Raw genomic sequence first — 19,856 nt, 5'->3', positions numbered from 1 at the left:
GTTCTTCGTCTTCTTGTCCAACTGCAACTGGTTTGCATTAACAGACACGCACTCTTGCGATCCACAGGACAACGTTTGACGTGAAGAAAACCACCGCTAAAAATAACAAATCATCCTGGCTGCCCCTCGCGCTCGCCCTGTCGGTCAGCTCGGCGCTGCCTCAGGCATTCGCCGCCGACGCCATTCATATTCAGGCTCAGCCACTGGGCCAGGCCTTGAGTCAGCTGGGCCAGCAAACCTCGTTGCAGGTTTTTTTCAGCCCGGAACTGGTGGCTGGCAAACAGGCACCGGCAGTCGATGGCAACCTCTCGCCGGAACAGGCCTTGCGCCAATTGCTGCAAGGCAGCGGTCTGCAATACCAGATCGATGAGGGTTCGGTCACGCTGATGCCGGCACCGACTTCCGCCTCAAATGGCCCGCTGGAACTGGGCGTGACCGACATCAAGGTGGTGGGTGACTGGCTCGGTGACGCCGATGCCGCCGTGGTGCAAAACCATCCCGGCGCGCGCACGGTTATTCGCCGTGAAGCGATGGTCGAGCAGGGCGCCATGAATGTCGGCGACGTATTGCGGCGTGTTCCCGGCGTGCAAGTGCAGGACGCCAACGGCACTGGCGGCAGCGACATCTCCCTGAACGTCGGTGTGCGCGGCCTGACTTCGCGCCTGTCGCCACGCTCCACCGTACTGATCGACGGTGTGCCGGCTGCCTTCGCCCCTTACGGCCAGCCACAGCTGTCGATGGCGCCGATTTCCTCCGGCAACCTCGACAGCATCGACGTGGTGCGCGGCGCCGGTTCCGTGCGTTACGGGCCGCAGAACGTCGGTGGCGTGATCAACTTCGTCACCCGCGCGATCCCGGAGAAAGCCACCGGTGAAATCGGCACCACCATGGAAACCACCCAGCGCGGTGGCTGGAAACACATCGACACCGCGTTTCTCGGCGGCACCGCCGAAAACGGCATGGGCGTGGCGCTGTTGTATTCCGGGGTGAACGGCAACGGTTATCGCAAAAGCAACAACGGCAATGACATCGACGACGTGATCCTCAAGACTCACTGGGCGCCCACCGATCAGGACGATTTCAGCCTCAATTTCCATTACTACGACGCCAGCGCCGACATGCCCGGTGGCCTGACGCAGAAGCAGTACGACGCCGATCCGTTCCAGTCCGACCGCGACCACGACAATTTCAGCGGCCGCCGCAAGGACGTGTCGTTCAAATGGGCGCGGCAGATCGACGACCGGACCCAAGCCGAAGTGCTGACCTACTATTCCGACAGCTTCCGTGGCAGCACCATCGCCGCGCGTGACCAGAAAACCCTCAACTCCTACCCGCGCACGTACTACACCTTCGGCATCGAACCGCGGGTGTCCCATGTGTTCGACCTGGGCCCGACCACGCAGGAAGCCAGCGTCGGTTATCGCTACCTGAAAGAAGGCATGCACGAAGAGTCGAGCCGTCTGGCGCTGGTGAACAATCAGCCGGTGGTCAGCAAAACGTCCGATGGCCATGTGTTCCAGGACCGCACCGGTGGCACCGAGGCCCACGCCGTTTACATCGATGACAAGATCGACGTCGGCAACTGGACCGTGACCCCCGGCATCCGTTTTGAAAGCATCAGCACCGAATGGCACGACAGGCCGGTGCTCGACACCGCCGGCAAACCGGTGCAGGAAAAACGCCGCAGCATCGACAGCAACGAGCCGCTGCCGGCCCTGAGCGTGATGTATCACCTGTCCGAGGCCTGGAAGCTGTTCGCCAACTACGAAACCTCGTTCGGCAGCCTGCAATATTTCCAGCTCGGCCAGGGTGGTTCGGGTGACAACACCGCCAATGGCTTGAGCCCGGAAAAAGCCAAGACCTACGAGCTCGGTACGCGCTACAACGATGACGTGTGGGGCGGGGAAGTGACGCTGTTCTACATCGACTTCGATGACGAACTGCAATACATCAGCAACGACGTGGGTTGGACCAACCTCGGCGCGACCAAGCACCAGGGCCTTGAAGCGTCGGTGCATTACGACCTGTCGGCGCTCAACCCGATGCTCGATGGCCTGACCGCCAACGCCGGTTTCACCTACACCCGCGCCACGTATGAAGGCGAGATCCCGGGCTTCAAGGGCCGTGATCTGCCGTTCTACTCGCGTCAGGTGGCCACCGCCGGGCTGCGTTACGACATCAACCGCTGGACCTACAACCTCGATGCCTTTGCCCAGTCCAGGCAGCGTTCACCGGGGACCGGAGTGAATGCCGATGGCAGCTTCAGCGGCAACTACATCACCGAAGGTTCCGCAGACGGGCAGTACGGTGACATTCCGGGTTACGTGACCTGGAACGTGCGCGGTGGTTATGACTTCGGTTCGCAGTTGTCGAACCTGAAAGTCGGCGCCGGGGTGAAAAACATCTTCGACAAGCAGTATTTCACCCGTTCCAGCGACAACAACTCGGGGATGTACGTCGGTGCGCCACGCACGTTCTTTGTGCAGGCCAGCGTCGGATTCTGATGAGTGACTGGTCGGCAATTCCGGGTTGCCGATCAGCTTCTGATAGGTGTCGACACAGGCTTACGGGGCGGCATCTGGCAGTCGGAAGTCGATGACAGGCGAAGGATTGCCTGCCATGTCCACGGTCTTGAGGCAGATTTTTTTCTCGCCGTCGCTCGTGTCCACTTCAAAATCCAGCAGTGGCGGCCTGACCTGCTTATATCCCTCAGCTTGTTGGCAATCAATCGTGGCCGATGTACCGATCTTGTATTGATGCCCTGCTACATCCAGATCGGGCGTGACCTGAGAAGGCGCTACAGAATAGACGCCCTCTCCTCTATTCGTGATGTTGAATACTGGCGCCATTTGAGCGGGTTCTGCCAATACCCACCGCCAAAAAATCCTGGCGTTTCGCGCATCCCATTTTCCGGGTGGTCCCGCCTGATGGTTTTGCCCCATCACGCACAAGAAATACAGCCCTGGTCCTTGGCGCAGTTCATAGCGTAACTCGCTCTCGCCGCCTGAGTCAGTGGTACGCACCTCACTGTAATCCCTGATATCCGCACAATTTTCGGCAGTGCGCGTGTACTTGAAGCGAAAGAAGGGTTGGTTGCTCGAAAAACGATGCTCCCACAACAACGGCAGGTAGTTCCCTTGTTCATCTCGGGGCTGTTTGAGGAAGTGATCGCCATACTTCGAGCCGAATTCCGACACGGGCCCCAGTACACAGGGCTCGCGGTCCCCAACGAAGCGCCCCCCTCTAAAACAGGTATCCAGGCCATTGGCGGGCGTCGAGTAATTGGTGTCTTGCGCTTTATTGGGCATGCCTTCGATGACTTCGCAAGGTGCGCTGATACTGCATCGCGATCGCCCGCTGTCGCGCGTGGTGGTGCCAATCACCGCGACGATTTCGTTGGTGTAGCGATTCAGAAGTGGAGAGCCAGAGATTCCATTGATGACCCCCAGGCATCGATTGCTGATTTGATCCACCCAAATCCACCCGGCTTCGAGAATTCCTGCGCGGTGTTCCTGCGGACATGCCGAACGCTGGATAAAATCATCGACAGCGGCGCCAACCACCAGCGTATCGGTGCCTTCGGTCAGGGCATGGCTCGCAACTTTCAAGGGCTGGATGCCATCGTTCATCACTTGGCCGAGGGTGCGATCGAGTACCAGCAGCGCAATGTCCTGGCCACGCAGGGTGCTCCAGGCGATTCTGGTGATGGGATAGTTTTTTTGTTGTGGCGTCGTGTCCCGGAAAAAATTGAAGGTAGCCTGTCCGGACGCAGGCTCGTTCACGATAAATCGACCGACATTACCTTTTGCACAATGACCTGAGGTGAGCACATACGCTGGGCCGCTGCGATCATCGTTTGCTCCACGGGTATCGATCAGGCTGCCGCTGCAGATCCGGCCTTCATCAACCTTGACCCTGGCGATGGACTGCCAATGGTTGTATCGCCCGTCGGCATTGGACAAGAGACGTGCCGGTGCGAAATTTTCAATACCTTCGCCCCAGTCATGTTGGGCAAGCGGCGATTTGCTGCAACCGTTCGCGCCCATCAGCAGCAACAAAACCAGCAGAACCTTGAGGTTGAACGTGTTCATGAGGAGCTCACCCGCCTGGGATATTCAACTCATGGTCGATGCGCAGCCAAAACGTGTCTACTGTCAGAACTGATAGTAAAGCGGCGAAAAATACGACCTCCTGTCGTTTTTCGTGCTGCTGAGCATTAGACCTTCAGCACTTTCCCTCCAATCGCCACCGCCACCAGCAGGCCCCCCATTAGACCGAACGCGAAGCTCAGGCTGCTGCCATGAGCCACAAAACCGATCACCGCCGGTCCCGCCAGAATCCCGGCATAACCCAGGGTCGTGATGGCCGGCACCGCGATGCTTTGCGGCATCACCGTCTGCTTGCCCACGGCGGTGTACAGCACTGGCACGATGTTCGAACAACCGGCACCGAGCAGCGCATAACCGAGCAGCGCGGCTTGCCATCCCGGTGCGAAGGTCGCCAGAAACAATCCTGCCGCAGCCATCAGTCCGCCGAACAGAATCACCCGCGTGGCGCCCAGGTGCCGGACAATCGCGTCACCGGTCAATCGCCCGGCGGTCATGGTCAGCGCAAATGCCGCATAACCCAGCCCGGCATACGCGGTGTCGATCCCGCGTTCCTGCGCCAGGAACACCGCGCTCCAGTCGAGTGCCGCGCCTTCAGCCAGGAACACGATGAAGCACATCCCGCCGATAAACAGCACGATGCCATGGGGCACGGCAAATGCCGGGCCGGAGCTTTCACTGCCGTAAGGCAACAGGTGCGGCGCGGCTTTAAGCAATGCCAGCACCAGCACCACGATCACCACGCACATCGCCCCCAGCGGCGAAAAACCCAGACCGAGCAGGCCGCTGACACCCGCCGCGCCGACGATCCCGCCGAGGCTGAACAGCCCATGAAAACCCGACATCATGGTCTTGCCGCTGGCCCGCTCGACGATCACCGCTTGCAGGTTCACCGTCGAATCCACCGTGCCCAGGCCGGCGCCGAACATGAACAATGCCGCGATCAACGCCGGAATCGAGGATACCGTCGCCAACAGTGGCAGCGCCGCGCAGATCAACAAGGTGCCGCCGCTCAACACCCGACGGCAGCCGAAACGCGTCGCCAGAATCCCGGCCATGGGCATCGCCAGAATCGAACCCACCCCCAGACACAACAGCAACAGCCCGAGGGTGCCTTCATCCAGCCCGGCCCGCGCCTTGGCGTAAGGCACCAGCGGCGCCCAGGCCGCGATGCCGAAACCGGCGATGAAGAAGGCGATGCGCGTGGACATCTGTTCCAGACGTCCGGGGACGAAGGTGGCTTGGGTGTTGAGGTTGGTCATATCGATCCTTGGCAAAAAACGTCGCGTCCCAAAGGACAGTGAACAACCGCAAAGGGTTCGATCACCACGTTCAGGCGGGGGCAGCAGTCACGCAGAGTGACATCCTTGCACAGCCAGCCGTTGTTTCGCGATATTGTCGACGCATCAATTGTTCATAGGGGGGGCGCCATGACGCGGATGTACGATGCTCGAGGCAATATCTACGCGGTGGTGGCGCCTGACGCCCTGCGCGATAGCGGTATCGAGCTGCCTGAACAGGCCAGCCAGGCGGCGCAAACCCGTGAGGCCTGGGCGTTGTCGGCTATCGAGGCATTCTGCGGCTGGGCTCCCGGGACACAACCGCCCGGCAGCAAGGCGCATCGTTGCGATGGCTTGCTGGTGGGGCCGTTTCAATCTTCGCCGCCGTTTGACCTGCTGATCGTCAACACCGACGGCAGCCTGGCCGAGCGCAGTGGCAATGGCCTGACGATTTTTTCCCAGGCCCTGAGTGAACAAGGGCTGATACCGAGGGAGGAGGCTTGCCTGCTCAGGGTTCATCACGACAAGTGCGATGCGCTCTCGCCAGTGGCGACTTCGGTGAAACCCGCCGAAATCGATGGCGTGCAAGGGTTCTGGCTGGACTTGGGGCAGCCTTCGTTCGGGCCTGAAGCGGTGGGTGCGCAAGGGGTCGAAGCCGTCGTGTTGGACGGGCGTGATGTCAGTCACGTGCGGCCATTGTCGACGCTCGACCCAGCCTGGAACCGCAGCCAGTTCGTGCGCATCGGTAACCCCCATTGTGTGACGTTAGTGACAGGCGCCGATGCGTTGCCGAGCAACGCACAAATGCGCGAGCCGGAGTTGTCTGGAGGGTTGACCCGCATCGCTTACGCCACGCCGACCGGGGCGGGGCAGCCGTGTGCGGCCGGGGTGAACCTGCAATGGGCGATGCTTGAATCCGAAGGGCGAATCGTTGCGCGGGTGTTCGAGCGTGGCGAAGGGCCGACCGCGTCGTCGGGTACCAGCGCCAGTGCGGTGGCGTGCGCGGCGTGGCGAGTGGGTTGGGTGGCGGCGGGGGAAGTGCAAGTGGTCATGCCCGGCGGCACGGCGCCGATTCTGCTGGAAGAACGGGAGGGCGAATTGAGTCGGGTCAGGTTGTTTGGGACGGCGCGGTTGATGGGGTGATTTTGAGACCGTCATCGCGAGCCTGCTCGCGATGACGCCCGAATGGTCAGCGAAGATTCAGAGCCGATCCGCCCACTCAACCACCGGCATCTGTCGCTTCATCAACACCTTGCCCCCGCGAATCGAATACAGCGGCAGACCCTGGCTGCGGATCACTTCGTAATCGCTGTCCGCCGACAGGATCAGCAGATTCGCCGGCCGGCCCCGTTCCAGACCATAGCGATCGCCCAGGTTCATCGCCTTGGCACTGTTGTCCGTGACCAGGTCCAGCGCACTCTGCAAATTGCGATAACCGAGCATGTGGCAGATGTGCAAACCGGCCTCGAGCACCCGCAGGATGTTGCCATTGCCCAGCGGATACCACGGGTCGACGATCGAGTCCTGACCGAAACACACGTTCATCCCCGCTTCGAGCAACTCATTCACGCGAGTCACGCCACGGCGTTTCGGGAAGTTGTCGAAGCGGCCTTGCAGGTGAATGCTTTCGGTGGGGCAAGAAACAAAACTGATCCCCGAGTGCCCGAGCAAGCGAAACAGTTTCGCGCAGTAAGCGTTGTCGTAGGAGCCCATCGCCGTGGTGTGGCTGGCGGTGACGCGCGAACCCATGTCGCGGCTGCGGGCCTCTTCGGCCAGCACTTCAAGGAAGCGCGAGTGCGGGTCGTCGGTTTCGTCGCAATGCACGTCCACCAGACACCCCGTGCGTTCGGCCAGGTCCATCAGGAACTTCACCGAGCTCACGCCCTGGTCCCGGGTGTATTCGAAATGCGGAATGCCGCCGACCACATCGGCGCCCAGGCGGATCGCTTCTTCCATCAGCTCGCGCCCGTTGCGGTACGACTCGATGCCTTCCTGGGGGAACGCGACGATTTGCAAGTCGATCAGGTGGTGGCTTTCCTCGCGGACTTCGAGCATCGCCTTGAGCGCGATCAGTTCCGGGTCGGTGACATCGACGTGGGTGCGCACGTGCTGAATGCCGTGGGCGGCGAGGGTCTGGATGGTTTTTTTGGCGCGGGTCTTGGTGTCTTCCTGAGTGATGGTGGCCTTGCGCTCGCCCCAGCACTCGATACCTTCGAACAGCGTACCGCTCATGTTCCAGCGCGGTTCGCCGGCAGTCAGGGTGGCATCGAGGTGAATGTGCGGTTCGACGAAGGGCGGCACCACCAGATTACCGCCGGCGTCCAGGTCATCCGGCCCCAGTGACGGGGCTTCGGTTTGCCGGGCGATGCTGTGAATCAGGCCGTTTTCCAGGTGCAACTCATGCAGGCCTTCTTGGTTGCGCAGGCGGGCGTTGATGATATGCATCAGGCGAGTCCTTTTAGAGATCTTGTAGTGGTGCTTCGGCGGTACGGGCACCCAGTACGCCGGTCAATAACACATACGTTAGCGCGGCAGTGGCAATCCCTACCAGCGGCGCGATCCACGGCGAGCTGAATGCTGCGACGGTGCCGACCGCATAAGCGCTCAGGCCAGGCCAGTTGAACGCCGGCAACCGGGCATCGGCCAGGCGTGGATATTGCCCACGGTAACGGAAGAAAAAGTCCGCCATGATCACCCCGCCAATCGGCGGAATCACCGTGCCCAGCAGAATCAGGTAAGGCACCAGCATGTCGTACATGCCCAGCAGCGCCAGCAGCGTGCCGATCACCGCGCCGGCCAGGGTCACGGTTTTGCGCCGGCCGGTGCGCAACAGATTGCAGCCGGCGACGGCGAAGTTGTAGATCGTGTTGTCCTGGGTGCTCCAGATGTTGAGCAGCAACATCGCCATCGCGGCCATGGCGAAGCCTTGCAGCAACAGCACTTCGACTACGTCCGGTTGCTGATAGACGATCGCGCCATAGGCACCGATCAACACCATCAGGCCGTTGCCGATGAAAAAGCCGATCAGGCTCGCCAGCACCGCGACTCGCGCCGAACGGGAGAAACGTGTCCAGTTGGTCGCCTGGGTCGCGCCACTGACGAAGGTGCCGAACACCAGGGTAATCGCGGTCGACCAGTCCAGTGTTGCCGTCGGCACCACGGCGAGCAAACCCTCGAGCCCGCCGACCTTCACCGTCGCGACCCACATCGACAGCATCAGCAGCAACATCATGGCGGGTACGGCGATGTACGACAGAATCTCCAGCCCGCGATAGCCGATGTACGCCGTGGCGCAAAAGCCCAGGCCGAACAGCACCATCAGCCCCAGTACGGTGCTTTCATTCAGTTCGAAATATTTGCCGAGTACGACGGCTGCGGTCGCGGTGCCCCAGGCGTACCAGCCGATCTGGGTGAAGCCGAGGATCAGGTCGCTGAGCTTGCTGCCCACTTCGCCGAAGCAGAAACGGCCCATCAACACCGAATTGAGGCCGCTTTTGAAGGCGATGTAGCCAAGCCCGGCTGCGTAGATTCCCAACAGCAGATTGCCGGCGATGATCACCGCCAGCATCTCGCTGAAACTGAACGCCACCCCGAGCTTGCCGCCGGCAAACATGGTCGCCGTGAAGAAGGTAAAACCCAGCAGCACCATGGCCGTGGAGGCGAGCCCCTTGCGGGCATGCATCGGGACTTCGCTTAAAGGGTAATCGTTGCCCGGATCGTTCTGCGTCATGTGGCATTCCTTGCTGGATGGAGGACGCGAGGGTGTTGCAGTGCTCGTGCCAATGGCGCGAGGGTGTTGTTCTTTATAGCCGAGCCGGCGGATTTAGCCTGAAGAGGGGCACGAAAGCAGTGCGGCAGTGGTTCAAATTGGAACGCAGCAATCAGGTAGTCACAACGTCCTGTGGCGAGGGGGCTTGCCCCCGTTTGAGTGCGTAGCGCTCACAAGATCTTTGGTATCTCAGAGATTTTGGGGCCGCTTCGCGACCCAACGGGGCGATGCGGCGTTCCGACAAGCCCCCTCGCCACAGGGTCTCCGTCGCTCAGGCGTTCTGTGCCAACGGCAAAAACCGCAATATCGCCGCCATGATCGCCTCCGGTGCATCCTCCTGCACCAGATGCCCGGCATTCGCAACGGGATGAAACTGCGACCCCGCAATCATCTGATGCAACGCCCGCCCGCGTTCAATGGGAATCCACTGATCGTCTTCCCCCCAGAGAATCTGCACCGGGCAGCGAATCGTCGGGTACAGCGTTTCGATCTCGCGGGTATAACGCTCATCCATCTGCGCGATCTGCCGATAGAACGCCGCTTGCCCCGGATCACCCAGCCAGGGCTGCACGTAAGGCGCCAGCTCCTGATCGGAAATCTCGCGCTTGATCGCGCCACGAATATAGGTCGGCACAATCGCCCGTTGAATGTAATCAGGCAGCCCGCTGAACGCCGCTTCATGCTGACGCACATGCTGCACGAACGGCGAACCCCAGGGCGACAGCGCCACCGGGTCAATCAGCGTCAGGCTGCGGTAATCCTTGCCATTGAGCAGATGCGCGCGCAACACAGTGGCGCCGCCGAAATCGTGGGCTACCACGTCTGGCCGTTCCAGGCCCCAGTGCTCCAGCAATTGCGCCAACAGTTGGTTCTGTACGCCCAGCGACACATCGCCGTCTGGCTGTGCGGACTGCCCGTAACCCAGCAAATCGAAGTAATACACCCGGTGCGAGGTGATGAAGTGCGGCGCGATCCGGTGCCACACATGAGAAGAGAAGGGCGTGCCATGCACGAACACCAGCGGCGGGCCGTCGCCACGCACGGCGTAGCGAACGGAGTGCCCGTTGAAGCGATAGGTCTGAGCCAGCGGCCAGTCAGTCATGGGTGCGTCCTCTTGGCGTGTGCGAGCCCAAAAGCATAGGCATAAAAAAACAGCCATTGAAGGCTGTTTTTCATATCACTGACGAAACGCATTCTCCTTGTGGGATTTACGTTTACTCGCCGCGATAGATGCAACCGCTGGTGCAGGTTTCGTGGATGCGGATCGCGCTGAGTTCCGGCAACAACGGCTTCAACTCATTCCAGATCCACTTGGCCAGCACTTCGCTGGTCGGGTTTTCCAGGCCGGGAATGTCGTTCAGGTAATTGTGATCGAGGCGCTCGTAGAGCGGCTTGAAGATCTCTTTGATTTCCGAGAAATCGCGGATCCAGCCGGTGTGCGGATCGAGGTCGCCGCTCAGGTGAATCGCCACTTTGAACGAATGACCGTGAAGGCGGCCGCACTTGTGGCCGTCCGGTACGTGGGGCAGGCGATGGGCGGATTCGAAGGTAAACTCTTTGAATATTTCCACAGTGATGTTCAGCTCTTTCAGGTGGCGATCGCCGCGGCGATGTGGGCAGGTGGCGAGTTTACCAGAGCTCCGGGCAAAACACTGACTAAAGGGTCAGCAAGCGCTCGCCGAGGCGACCGTTGGCGGTCAGTTCAAGGAATTCATCGCCCAGGCGACGGCTTTCATCCATCGTTGCGCGCCAATACTTCTGTCGGCTCGGGGCATCGCCCATGAAGCGCTTGAAGTCGTTACGGTCCGGCAGCTTGCCGTAGGGCAGGCGTGCCAGGTATTCCTTCGACGGTGCCAGCAGCAGAACATCCTGCAAGCGCTCAGGGCAGGCGCGGCGCCATGGCAGCGTCTTGTCGAACCAGCCGGGGATCACCCGGTCGGTGAAATGCGGATACAGCACGATGTCGTTGCCGCTGTAGGGCAGGTCGAGGTGATAGTCCAGCAGACCACCATCACGGAACGTCCCCGCGCCGGCCCCCGGCAAGTCGCGCACGCCTTGCATGACCATCGGGATCGAACCCGAGGCCAGCAGGGCCTGGCGCAGGTTGCCGGCATTCAGTGAGATGAAGCGCGACGGGAAGTCGTTCAGCGTGTTGACCGGTGGCGTCAGGCGCGGGTCGTGGATGATCAGCCGCTCGAAATGCCGCGACAGCCGTGCGCGACCGCGCAGGTTGTCGGCGATCACCGACGACAGGCCCAGCCCCAACCGGCCGCGATGATCGCCCGCCAACAGGCCGTGGCTTTTGACCACCATGATGTTCAGGCGGTAGTGGGCGTTATCCAGAATCGAAGCATCGCGGCCGTCGAGCAAGTCATCGAGCATGCGTCGGGAGCTCTGGCTGATCTGCGCCATGGTCACGCCTTTGGCGAAGTTCTGCTCGGTGTACAGATGACCGAGGCGGCGGATGCCTTCGGCGGCATCCGGCAGGCAGGCGCTGGCGAACCGCCAGGAACCCACCGAGGCGCCGATCAGCGAACGCTCCCGGGGCGCCGCCGGCAGCCATTCGCCAAACAGCGCCAGGTCCAGACCCTGAATCCCCAGCGCTTTCGGGCCACCGGCGGCGCCCGGCAACGTGCCCACATCGGCAGCGTTCAAGCCGTTGGCACGGATGCGCGCCAGAGCGCGCGGGCCGGCCTTGAGGGTCAGGGAAGGGAACTTGATGTGGATAGCGGTCATACCGGTCTCGATGTCTGGCAAGCAGGGATTATAAGCACCTCTTGGGCTGCGATTGTCCCCGATCAATGCAGGGGCTGCCGAAGGCTGCGATGCTTTGATCTTTGGCTGCGTCATGCACGCAAAAAATCCAAATCAAAAGATCGTCCGATCGCGGCCCGAGCCTTCGGCAGCTCCGGCTTATGCGTAAGCTATTCCCAATGATGGCAATTCAGTTTCAGTTAAGTTCGAATCGCTAAGGTCGCGCCGTCGGCAACACATAAGAAAATACGGAGCCACCCCATGAAAATCCTGACTGCCCTGTTCACCGCGTCCCTCATCTGCCTGACCGCCAGCCTCGCTCATGCCCGCGACCTGGGCCCCGACGAAACCCTGAGACTGCACGACGCTGGTACCATTGTGTCTTTCGAGAAGCTCAACGCCACCGCTCTGGCCAAACACCCCGGCTCGACCATCACCGGCACCGAGCTTGCAGAAGAGTACGGCAAGTACAAATACCAGATGGAACTGCGCGACCCGCAAGGCATTGAGTGGGATATGGAATTGGATGCGGTCAGCGGGCAGGTTCTCAGGGATCATCAGGATACGTAATGAAGGTGCTTTCATTTTCAAGCATGGCGCTGGTGCTTCTGGCTTTTTGCTCGGTGGCCGTGGCCCGCGACCTGGATCAGGACGAAGCCCTGCGCCTGCGCCAACAGGGCGTGATCCTGCCGCTGGAGCAGCTCTTGCAGCAAGCGCTGGACCGCTATCCCGGGGCCAAGTTGCTGGAAGCCGAGCTTGAAGAAAAACACGACGTCTATGTTTATGAAGTCGAGCTGCTGACCGCCGAAGGCGTGGTGCGCGAGCTGGACGTCGATGCCACCACCGGCCACGTGCTGAAAGACAAGGAAGATTGATCGATGCGTTTGCTCCTGGTGGAAGACCACGTGCCGCTGGCCGACGAATTGATGGCCGGCCTCAATCGGCAAGGCTACGCCGTGGACTGGCTGGCCGACGGCCGCGATGCGGTGTACCAGGGCAGCAGCGAGCCTTATGACCTGATCATCCTCGACCTCGGCCTGCCGGGTTTGCCGGGGCTTGAGGTGCTGGCGCAGTGGCGGGCCGGTGGCCTGGCCACGCCGGTGCTGATTCTCACCGCACGCGGTTCCTGGGCCGAGCGGATCGAAGGCCTCAAGGCCGGCGCCGACGATTACCTGAGCAAACCCTTCCACCCGGAAGAACTGCACCTGCGCATTCAGGCCTTGTTGCGCCGCTCCCACGGCCAGGCCAATCAGCCGACACTCAAGGCCGCCGGGCTGCACCTGGATGAAGGTCGCCAGTGCGTGACCCGCGACGGCGCCGACATCCAGCTCACCGCCGCCGAATTTCGCCTGCTGCGCTATTTCATGCTGCACCCCGAACAGATCCTTTCCAAAAGCCACCTCGCCGAACACCTCTACGACGGTGAAACCGAGCGCGACTCCAACGTGCTAGAAGTCCACGTCAATCACCTGCGCCGCAAGCTCGGCCGCAGCGTGATCGAAACCCGTCGCGGTCAGGGTTACCTGTTCGGCGGGCAAGCCCAGTGAGGTCGATCCAGCGTCGCTTGAGCCTGGGCCTGATCAGCGTGATGGTGATCGTCGGCCTGGTGCTGGCGCAAACCAGCCTGTGGCTGTTCGAAATGGGTTTGCAGCGCTACCTCGAAGCCGGGTTGCGCAACGACAGTGAAAACCTGCTGGTGGCGCTGGTGCGTGGCCCGCAGGGGTTGCAGCTGGATGAGCGCCATCTGTCGCCGGCCTATCAGCGCCCGTTTTCCGGGCACTATTTTCGTATCGACTTTGCCGACAGCCATTGGCGCTCCCGCTCGTTATGGGATCAGGACCTGCCGCGGCTCGAACACCCGGGCCTGAACAGCAACCTGCAACTGGGGCCGGAAGGGCAGCAGTTGCTGGTGCTGCGTTCGGACTACCGGCGGCTGGGCCAGGCGATTTCCATCAGCGTCGCTCAGGACTACACGCCGGTGCGCGAGAGTTTCTGTCGCATGCAACAAGTCGGTCTCGGGTTGGGGCTGGCGGGGCTGTTGCTGATTTTGCTGTTGCAACGGATCACCGTGCGCCGCGCCTTGCGCCCGCTGGAAAAGGCCCGCGAGCAAATCGCCCAGTTGCAGCAGGGCCAGCGTTCGCAACTCGACGAAGCCGTGCCGGTGGAGCTGGAACCGCTGGTGGCGCAGATCAACCATTTGCTGGCCCACACCGAAGACAGCCTCAAGCGCTCGCGCAATGCCTTGGGCAACTTGGGGCATGCGTTGAAAACCCCGTTGGCGGTGTTGTTGAGCCTGGCTTCCAGCGAGAAGCTCGATGCGCACCCGCAGCTGCGCAAGGTGATTCAAGCGCAACTGGAGCAGGTCCAGCAACGACTCAATCGCGAACTCAACCGCGCCCGGTTGTCCGGCGATGCGCTGCCGGGTGCGTTGTTTGATTGCGATGCCGAGCTGCCGGGGTTACTGGCCACGCTGAGCATGATTCACGGTGAACACCTCGACCTGAGCTACCGCGCACCGGCCGGTTTGCAACTGCCGTGGGATCGCGAAGATCTGCTGGAGTTGCTGGGCAACCTGCTGGACAACGCCTGCAAATGGGCGGATGCCGAGGTTCGGTTAAGCGTGGTTGAAACGGCTGAAAGTTTTCAGTTGAGCGTGGAAGACGATGGGCCGGGGATTCCCGAAGACCAGCGTGACCAGGTGTTCAGCCGCGGTACACGGCTTGATGAACAGACCGATGGGCATGGATTGGGATTGGGCATCGTGCGCGACATCGTCGACACGTGGGGCGGGGTGTTGAGGCTGGAGGAAAGCGAGTGGGGCGGGTTGAAAGTGATGATCGAACTGCCCAAACGCTGACACAGAGCGGAAGCCAACCCATAACCCTGTGGGAGCGCAATCCGTTAAATATCGGCAATAGCCGTTCGCTTTGACAAGGGGACGATGCTGCGGCACAGTGCGCGCCCTCTAATAAAACCCTCTCTTCAATCCGCTGGCGGCGCTTGTGCGCACTGCCGGACGGACTCTTTCCGCTTGCCTTGAGGTAACGATGATTAATGCAGTAATTGCCGCGGTCGGCATCATGCTGATACTCAGCCTGTCCCGCGTGCATGTGGTAATCGCGCTGATTGTGGGCGCGCTGGTCGGTGGTTTGACCGGTGGCCTGGGGATCGATGCGACCCTCAAAGCCTTCAACAGCGGCCTCGGCGGCGGGGCGACAGTGGCGTTGTCCTACGCCTTGCTCGGCGCGTTCGCCGTGGCCATCGCCAAGTCCGGCCTGGCCCACGCCCTGGCGGACAAAGCCCTGGCCATGGTCGATCGCCAGCACACCAACGGCGGCGGCAATGTCAAATGGCTGCTGATCGGCCTGCTCTGGGTGGTGGCCATCGCCTCGCAGAACATTTTGCCGATTCATATCGCGTTTATCCCGTTGCTGGTGCCGCCTCTTTTATATGTGCTGACCAAACTGCAACTGGACCGGCGGTTGATCGCCTGCGTGATGACCTTCGGGCTGATCACGCCGTACATGTTCCTGCCGGTGGGCTTCGGCAACATCTTCCTCAATGAAATCCTGTTGGCCAACGTCGCCCGTAGCGGGGTGGACATCAGTGGCATCAACGTCACCCATGCCATGGGCATTCCGGCGCTGGGCATGGTGTTTGGCCTCGCGGCAGCCTTCATCAGCTACCGCAAGAAGCGCGTTTACGACCTGGAAAAGATCGAGCAAGTCGAACAGGTCGCGGTGCAGTACAACCCCTTGAGCCTGATGGTCGCCGGTCTGGCGATTATCGTGGCGTTCATTATTCAGCTGTTGCTGGACTCGATGATTATCGGGGCGCTGGTGGGCTTTCTGATCTTTTCGGCGTCGGGCATCGTCAAGTGGCGTGAAACCGACGACCTGTTCACCGAAGGCATGAAGATGATGGCGATGATCGGCTTCATCATGATCGCCGCATCCGGTTTTGCTGAAGTGATGAAAGCCACCGGTCATGTGCAGACACTGGTGGAGTCCTCGGCCTCGTGGATCGACCACAGCAAAGGCATCGGGGCGCTGTTGATGCTGCTGGTGGGCCTGTTGGTGACCATGGGCATCGGCTCGTCGTTTTCCACCGTACCGATTCTGGCGGCGATTTTCGTGCCGTTGTGCGTGCAACTGGGCTTCAGCCCGATCGCCATCGTGTGCATCGTCGGCACGGCCGGCGCGCTGGGCGATGCCGGTTCACCGGCGTCGGACTCGACCCTGGGCCCGACCTCCGGTCTGAACATCGACGGCCAGCATCACCACATCTGGGACACCGTGGTCCCGACCTTCCTGCACTACAACCTGCCGTTGCTGGCGTTCGGTTGGGTGGCGGCGATGGTTCTGTAACCACTCTACCTTGTGGGACCGCGTTCAACTTTTGATCTGGCGTGCCGTTATAGCCTTTAACCACGCCAATAAAATCAAAAGAGTGAACGTCATGCGCATGAGCCTGAAGGCCAAAGTCCTGTCCCTTGCCGTCCTCCCGGTGTTGCTCTTTGCGCTGGTCATCAGCCTGACCACGCTGTTCATTCTGCAGGAACAGGCCCGCAAGGAAGTCGAGGAAACCCGTCAGCGCCTGCTCAGCGATGCCAAGGCAACCCTGCAAAGCTACGTTGCCGTGGCCATGACCGCGATCAAACCGCTCTACGACGCGGCCGCTCCCGGCGATGACGCGGCGCGGGCGCAGGTGATCAAGTTGCTGTCGAGTATCACCTACGGCAAGGACGGCTACTTCTTCGGCTACGACTCCAACACCGTGCGCCTGTTCAAGGCCAACAGCCCCGAAGGCGTGGGCCAGAGCTTCAAGGACAACCGCGACCCGAACGGCATCTACGTTAACCGCGACCTGGTGAAAGTCGCCAAGGACGGGACCCACTACCTGCAATACAGCTCGCCACTGCCTGGTAATACCCAAGTACAGGTGCCCAAGCTCGGCTACACCGAATATCTGTCGAAGTGGGACATGGCGGTCGGCACCTCGGTCAACCTCGACGGCATTGAAGCGCAAGTGGCGCTGGTCGAGATCAAGGTCCAGGAACGCATGCAAGGCGTGGTGCTGAGCATTGTCGGGATTGCCGTGCTGGTGCTGTTGGTGATCGCCGCGGCCGGGATGCTGCTGGCCAATACCATTCTGCGTCCGCTGAACCTGATGAAAGCCAACCTCGACGACATCGCGGCGGGCGAGGGCGACCTGACCCGGCGCCTGACCATCACCAGCCAGGATGAACTCGGCGAACTGGCCGGCTCGTTCAACCGTTTCGTCGACAAGATCCACAGCCTGGTGCGGCAGATCACCGAAATGACCTCGCAACTGACCGGGCTGGTGAATCAGGTTTCCGATCAGGCCCAACGCTCGGATCAGGCCATGGAGCGCCAGCGTCACGAGACCGATCAGGTGGCCACGGCGATCAACCAAATGTCGGCGGCGGCCCAGGAAGTGGCCAAGAGCGCGCAAAACGCCGCGGTCGCTGCCCAGCAGACCGACGAAGAAGGCCAGGCCGCCAAGCGCGTGGTGGCCGGCAGCATCGTGAAGATTCATGCACTGGTGAACGACATTCGCAGCAGCGGCGTGTCCCTCGACAGCCTGCAGAAAGACGTGTCGTCGATTGTCAGCGTGCTCGGGGTGATCCGTTCGATTGCCGAGCAGACCAACCTGCTGGCGCTCAACGCCGCCATTGAAGCGGCCCGCGCCGGTGAGGCCGGACGTGGTTTTGCGGTGGTCGCCGACGAAGTGCGGGCGCTGGCCAGTCGCACGCAAATCAGCACCCAGGAAATCCAGGGCATGATCGACCGCTTGCAGGCCGGCACCCAATCGGCGGTCGAGTCCATGCGCCGCTCCAGCGAGGCCGGCGACGGCACGTCGGCCCAGGCCAACGAGGCCGGGGCGTCGCTGGACGCCATGGCCCAGTTGATCGGCACCATCAACTCGATGAACGCGCAGATTGCCAGCGCCGCCGAAGAGCAAACCGCCGTGGCCGAAGAGATCAACCGCAGCGTGCACCAGATCGCCGTGGCGGTAGACAGCGTCGCCGACGAGACCCAGCGCGGTGCGCAAACCTCGCGCAGCCTGGCCGATCTCGGTCAGCGCCTGGGGCAATTGGTCGGGCAATTCCGTATTTGATTGATGTCGCTGAGAGCGTTTTGCGATCTGCAGCAGCTGCCGAGCCCGCGAGGCTGCTGCTACGGGGGAGCCACATCGCGACTACCCTCAATAGTAAGCAAACTCCGTCCAGGCATCTGTTTGAACCGGTTTCCGCAACGGGCGGTCATTTGCTTCAGGTGCCGCGCACCCGCGGCACCCGGACGACCCTAACCATGGAGTCAGACTCATGAACGACGGTACCTGCGACTGCCCGAAATGCTCCTGCAAACTGGGCGATCACCCCATCGTGCGTCACGGCAAGCACTATTGCTGCGAAGGCTGCGCCAAACATCACGAACACGGCGAAGAATGTTCCACCAAAGGCTGCAAGTGCGCTAAGCACTGACCGCTCATCCAAAAAAAGTGGAGCCGCTGCGGCTCCACTTTCAGTTCGAATATTCACCCTCCCGTTCAACGTTCAACTCGTCGGCCGCCAGGTCACGTTCTCGACGCCGAATTTTTCCGCCACAGGTTTGCTGGTCTTTTGCACCCGCTCACGGCCAAAACGAGGGATCCGGCCTACGCCGGCATCGCAACTGGCCCAGTGCCAGGCTTCTGCGTTGTCCATTTTGTCCTGGCGGATGATGAAAGACTTGGGCTTGCCATGAAGTGTGTATTCAATGACGAAAAGCTTTGCGTTGTTCATAAAGCCTGTATTCCTCCCTGTTGTTATAGAAGGATCGTGAGGCGCGCGAAAAATTCCGTCGGATTGTCAGTCGGTTACAGCGACTGGCGACACGTCGCACGCCTCGCTACCATGGAGCCTTTCCGTCCCCTAATGATCCTAGCCTATGGCCAAGGCCGCCCCCCCTGATTTAAGCGATACCGATGTGCCCGTGCAACCGCTGGCGCGTACTTACCCACGTGGGTTGTATATCGAGCCTCACGAACATGCGTGGGGCCAGTTGCTGTACGCGATGAGCGGCGTGATGTGGGTCGAGACGCCCAATGAAGCACTGGTGGTGCCGCCGCAACGGGCGGTCTGGCTGCCGCCGGGTGTGCCGCACGGGATTCGCGTGGTCTCTGACTTGCAGATGCGCAACATCTACCTGCGGCCGTCATTGGCGGCGACACTGGACGACAGTGTGCAAGTGATTGAAGTCGGCGGCTTGCTGCGCGAACTGATCGTCGGGTTGGTGGAGCAGGGCGACGACGGTGCCCCGGATTACTACGACGCGCTGGTCGGCCTGGCCTTGCTGGAGCTCAAGCGCGCCCGGCGCTCATTGCTGAAAATACCGCTACCGGACGATTCCGACCGGCGGCTGATGAACCTGTGCCAGGCGGTCATGGCCTCACCGTCGCTGGACATTCCCTTCGAGCAGCACGCCGAAAATGCCGGTGCCAGCGTGCGTACCCTGGCGCGGTTGTTCAAGGACGGTTTGGGCATGGGCTTCGCCGAATGGCGGCGGCAGGTGCAACTGGCGACCGCGGCGGCCGAATTGATTCAGGGCGTACCGGTCAGTGCGATAGCCCGGGAACTGGGTTATTCGCCGAGCAGCTTCAGCGACATGTTCCGCCGGGAACTGGGTGTCGCGCCTTCGCAGTTTTGCGTGAGCCAGCAACGGGGCGGCGCGCCTGCGGGCCTTCGACGACGATACCGGCGAAATCACGCCCGGGAATCCGCGGCAATGTGGTGTAGGGAAAGCGCCCCAGTACGTTTTTCACATCGCTGGGATTGAGGCCCGCCGCCTTGATCTGGACCAGCACTTCGTCAGCGCCGGGAACGGGGGTGGGCACCTCAACGTAGCGCAGGGCCGAGAGGTCGCCGGTTTTGTCGAATTGCAG

Annotated in this window: 17 protein-coding genes and 2 pseudogenes; 10 read left to right on the top strand and 9 right to left on the bottom strand. The window is 61.3% G+C overall.

Going from position 1 to position 19,856, the window contains the following annotated elements:
* Positions 1-80 precede the first annotated feature (80 nt).
* The gene (locus tag AC07VO_RS10395; RefSeq protein ID WP_086945090.1) at positions 81-2,504 is read left to right on the top strand and encodes a TonB-dependent siderophore receptor; all 2,424 of its coding nucleotides are present in this window, start codon (positions 81-83) and stop codon (positions 2,502-2,504) included.
* 60 nt (positions 2,505-2,564) lie between these two features.
* Here AC07VO_RS10395 and AC07VO_RS10390 read toward each other — a convergent pair whose 3' ends face one another.
* Positions 2,565-4,091 carry a trypsin-like serine peptidase gene (locus AC07VO_RS10390; RefSeq protein WP_086945089.1) on the bottom strand — a complete coding sequence of 509 codons (1,527 nt, stop codon included), beginning with the start codon at positions 4,089-4,091 and terminating at the stop codon, positions 2,565-2,567.
* 125 nt (positions 4,092-4,216) lie between these two features.
* A complete protein-coding gene (locus AC07VO_RS10385; protein WP_018925366.1) occupies positions 4,217-5,368 on the bottom strand; it encodes an MFS transporter in 1,152 nt (383 codons plus the stop codon).
* A 168-nt stretch (positions 5,369-5,536) separates the two neighbouring features.
* Here AC07VO_RS10385 and AC07VO_RS10380 point away from each other — a divergent pair, with 168 nt between their 5' ends.
* Positions 5,537-6,529: a diaminopimelate epimerase gene (locus tag AC07VO_RS10380; RefSeq protein ID WP_086945088.1), complete on the top strand. Its 993-nt coding sequence runs from the start codon at positions 5,537-5,539 to the stop codon at positions 6,527-6,529.
* Between the two features lie 57 nt (positions 6,530-6,586).
* Here the strand turns inward: AC07VO_RS10380 and codA are convergent, their stop codons facing one another.
* From codA to AC07VO_RS10355, 5 genes are all read right to left on the bottom strand, one after another.
* Entirely contained in the window at positions 6,587-7,831 is a 1,245-nt protein-coding gene (gene codA, locus AC07VO_RS10375; protein WP_018925368.1) for a cytosine deaminase, read from the bottom strand.
* Between the two features lie 13 nt (positions 7,832-7,844).
* Positions 7,845-9,116 (bottom strand): cytosine permease, encoded by a 1,272-nt coding sequence (gene codB, locus AC07VO_RS10370; protein ID WP_018925369.1) that lies wholly within the window; start codon positions 9,114-9,116, stop codon positions 7,845-7,847.
* A gap of 310 nt (positions 9,117-9,426) precedes the next feature.
* Positions 9,427-10,257 (bottom strand): alpha/beta fold hydrolase, encoded by an 831-nt coding sequence (locus AC07VO_RS10365; RefSeq protein WP_086945087.1) that lies wholly within the window; start codon positions 10,255-10,257, stop codon positions 9,427-9,429.
* Between the two features lie 112 nt (positions 10,258-10,369).
* Entirely contained in the window at positions 10,370-10,726 is a 357-nt protein-coding gene (queD, locus tag AC07VO_RS10360; RefSeq protein ID WP_007933061.1) for a 6-carboxytetrahydropterin synthase QueD, read from the bottom strand.
* A gap of 85 nt (positions 10,727-10,811) precedes the next feature.
* On the bottom strand, positions 10,812-11,891 hold the full coding sequence (locus AC07VO_RS10355) for a patatin-like phospholipase domain-containing protein (protein ID WP_086945086.1): 1,080 nt from the start codon (positions 11,889-11,891) through the stop codon (positions 10,812-10,814).
* Between the two features lie 279 nt (positions 11,892-12,170).
* Between AC07VO_RS10355 and AC07VO_RS10350 the strand changes: the two genes are divergently transcribed.
* From AC07VO_RS10350 to AC07VO_RS10320, 7 genes are all read left to right on the top strand, one after another.
* The gene (locus AC07VO_RS10350; RefSeq protein ID WP_018925372.1) at positions 12,171-12,479 is read left to right on the top strand and encodes a PepSY domain-containing protein; all 309 of its coding nucleotides are present in this window, start codon (positions 12,171-12,173) and stop codon (positions 12,477-12,479) included.
* A complete protein-coding gene (locus AC07VO_RS10345; RefSeq protein ID WP_018925373.1) occupies positions 12,479-12,784 on the top strand; it encodes a PepSY domain-containing protein in 306 nt (101 codons plus the stop codon). The genes AC07VO_RS10350 and AC07VO_RS10345 overlap by 1 nt, the downstream gene beginning before the upstream one ends.
* Before the next feature lie 3 nt (positions 12,785-12,787).
* On the top strand, positions 12,788-13,456 hold the full coding sequence (locus tag AC07VO_RS10340; RefSeq protein WP_018925374.1) for a response regulator transcription factor: 669 nt from the start codon (positions 12,788-12,790) through the stop codon (positions 13,454-13,456).
* Positions 13,453-14,766, top strand: a complete 1,314-nt coding sequence (locus tag AC07VO_RS10335; RefSeq protein ID WP_019579967.1) for a sensor histidine kinase — start codon at positions 13,453-13,455, stop codon at positions 14,764-14,766. The genes AC07VO_RS10340 and AC07VO_RS10335 overlap by 4 nt, the downstream gene beginning before the upstream one ends.
* A gap of 193 nt (positions 14,767-14,959) precedes the next feature.
* Positions 14,960-16,276 carry a Na+/H+ antiporter family protein gene (locus tag AC07VO_RS10330; RefSeq protein ID WP_173861189.1) on the top strand — a complete coding sequence of 439 codons (1,317 nt, stop codon included), beginning with the start codon at positions 14,960-14,962 and terminating at the stop codon, positions 16,274-16,276.
* Positions 16,277-16,367: 91 nt separating this feature from the next.
* On the top strand, positions 16,368-18,050 hold the full coding sequence (gene ctpM, locus AC07VO_RS10325; RefSeq protein WP_064618971.1) for a methyl-accepting chemotaxis protein CtpM: 1,683 nt from the start codon (positions 16,368-16,370) through the stop codon (positions 18,048-18,050).
* A gap of 208 nt (positions 18,051-18,258) precedes the next feature.
* Entirely contained in the window at positions 18,259-18,417 is a 159-nt protein-coding gene (locus AC07VO_RS10320) for a metallothionein (protein ID WP_086945083.1), read from the top strand.
* Positions 18,418-18,489: 72 nt separating this feature from the next.
* On the opposite strand, the gene AC07VO_RS10315 is transcribed toward AC07VO_RS10320, so the two are convergent.
* Positions 18,490-18,717: a DUF6555 family protein gene (locus AC07VO_RS10315; protein WP_086945082.1), complete on the bottom strand. Its 228-nt coding sequence runs from the start codon at positions 18,715-18,717 to the stop codon at positions 18,490-18,492.
* Between the two features lie 145 nt (positions 18,718-18,862).
* Between AC07VO_RS10315 and AC07VO_RS10310 the strand changes: the two are divergent.
* Positions 18,863-19,636 (top strand): annotated as a pseudogene (locus AC07VO_RS10310) (AraC family transcriptional regulator); the annotation flags it as partial.
* 7 nt (positions 19,637-19,643) lie between these two features.
* Here AC07VO_RS10310 and AC07VO_RS10305 read toward each other — a convergent pair.
* Positions 19,644-19,856: pseudogene (locus AC07VO_RS10305) on the bottom strand (alcohol dehydrogenase catalytic domain-containing protein); the annotation flags it as partial.

Source organism: Pseudomonas sp. GW821-FHT03E01, from assembly GCF_059420765.1.
Note: the sequence above shows the minus strand (reverse complement) of the source record. Positions and strands in the feature narration are given on the sequence as shown.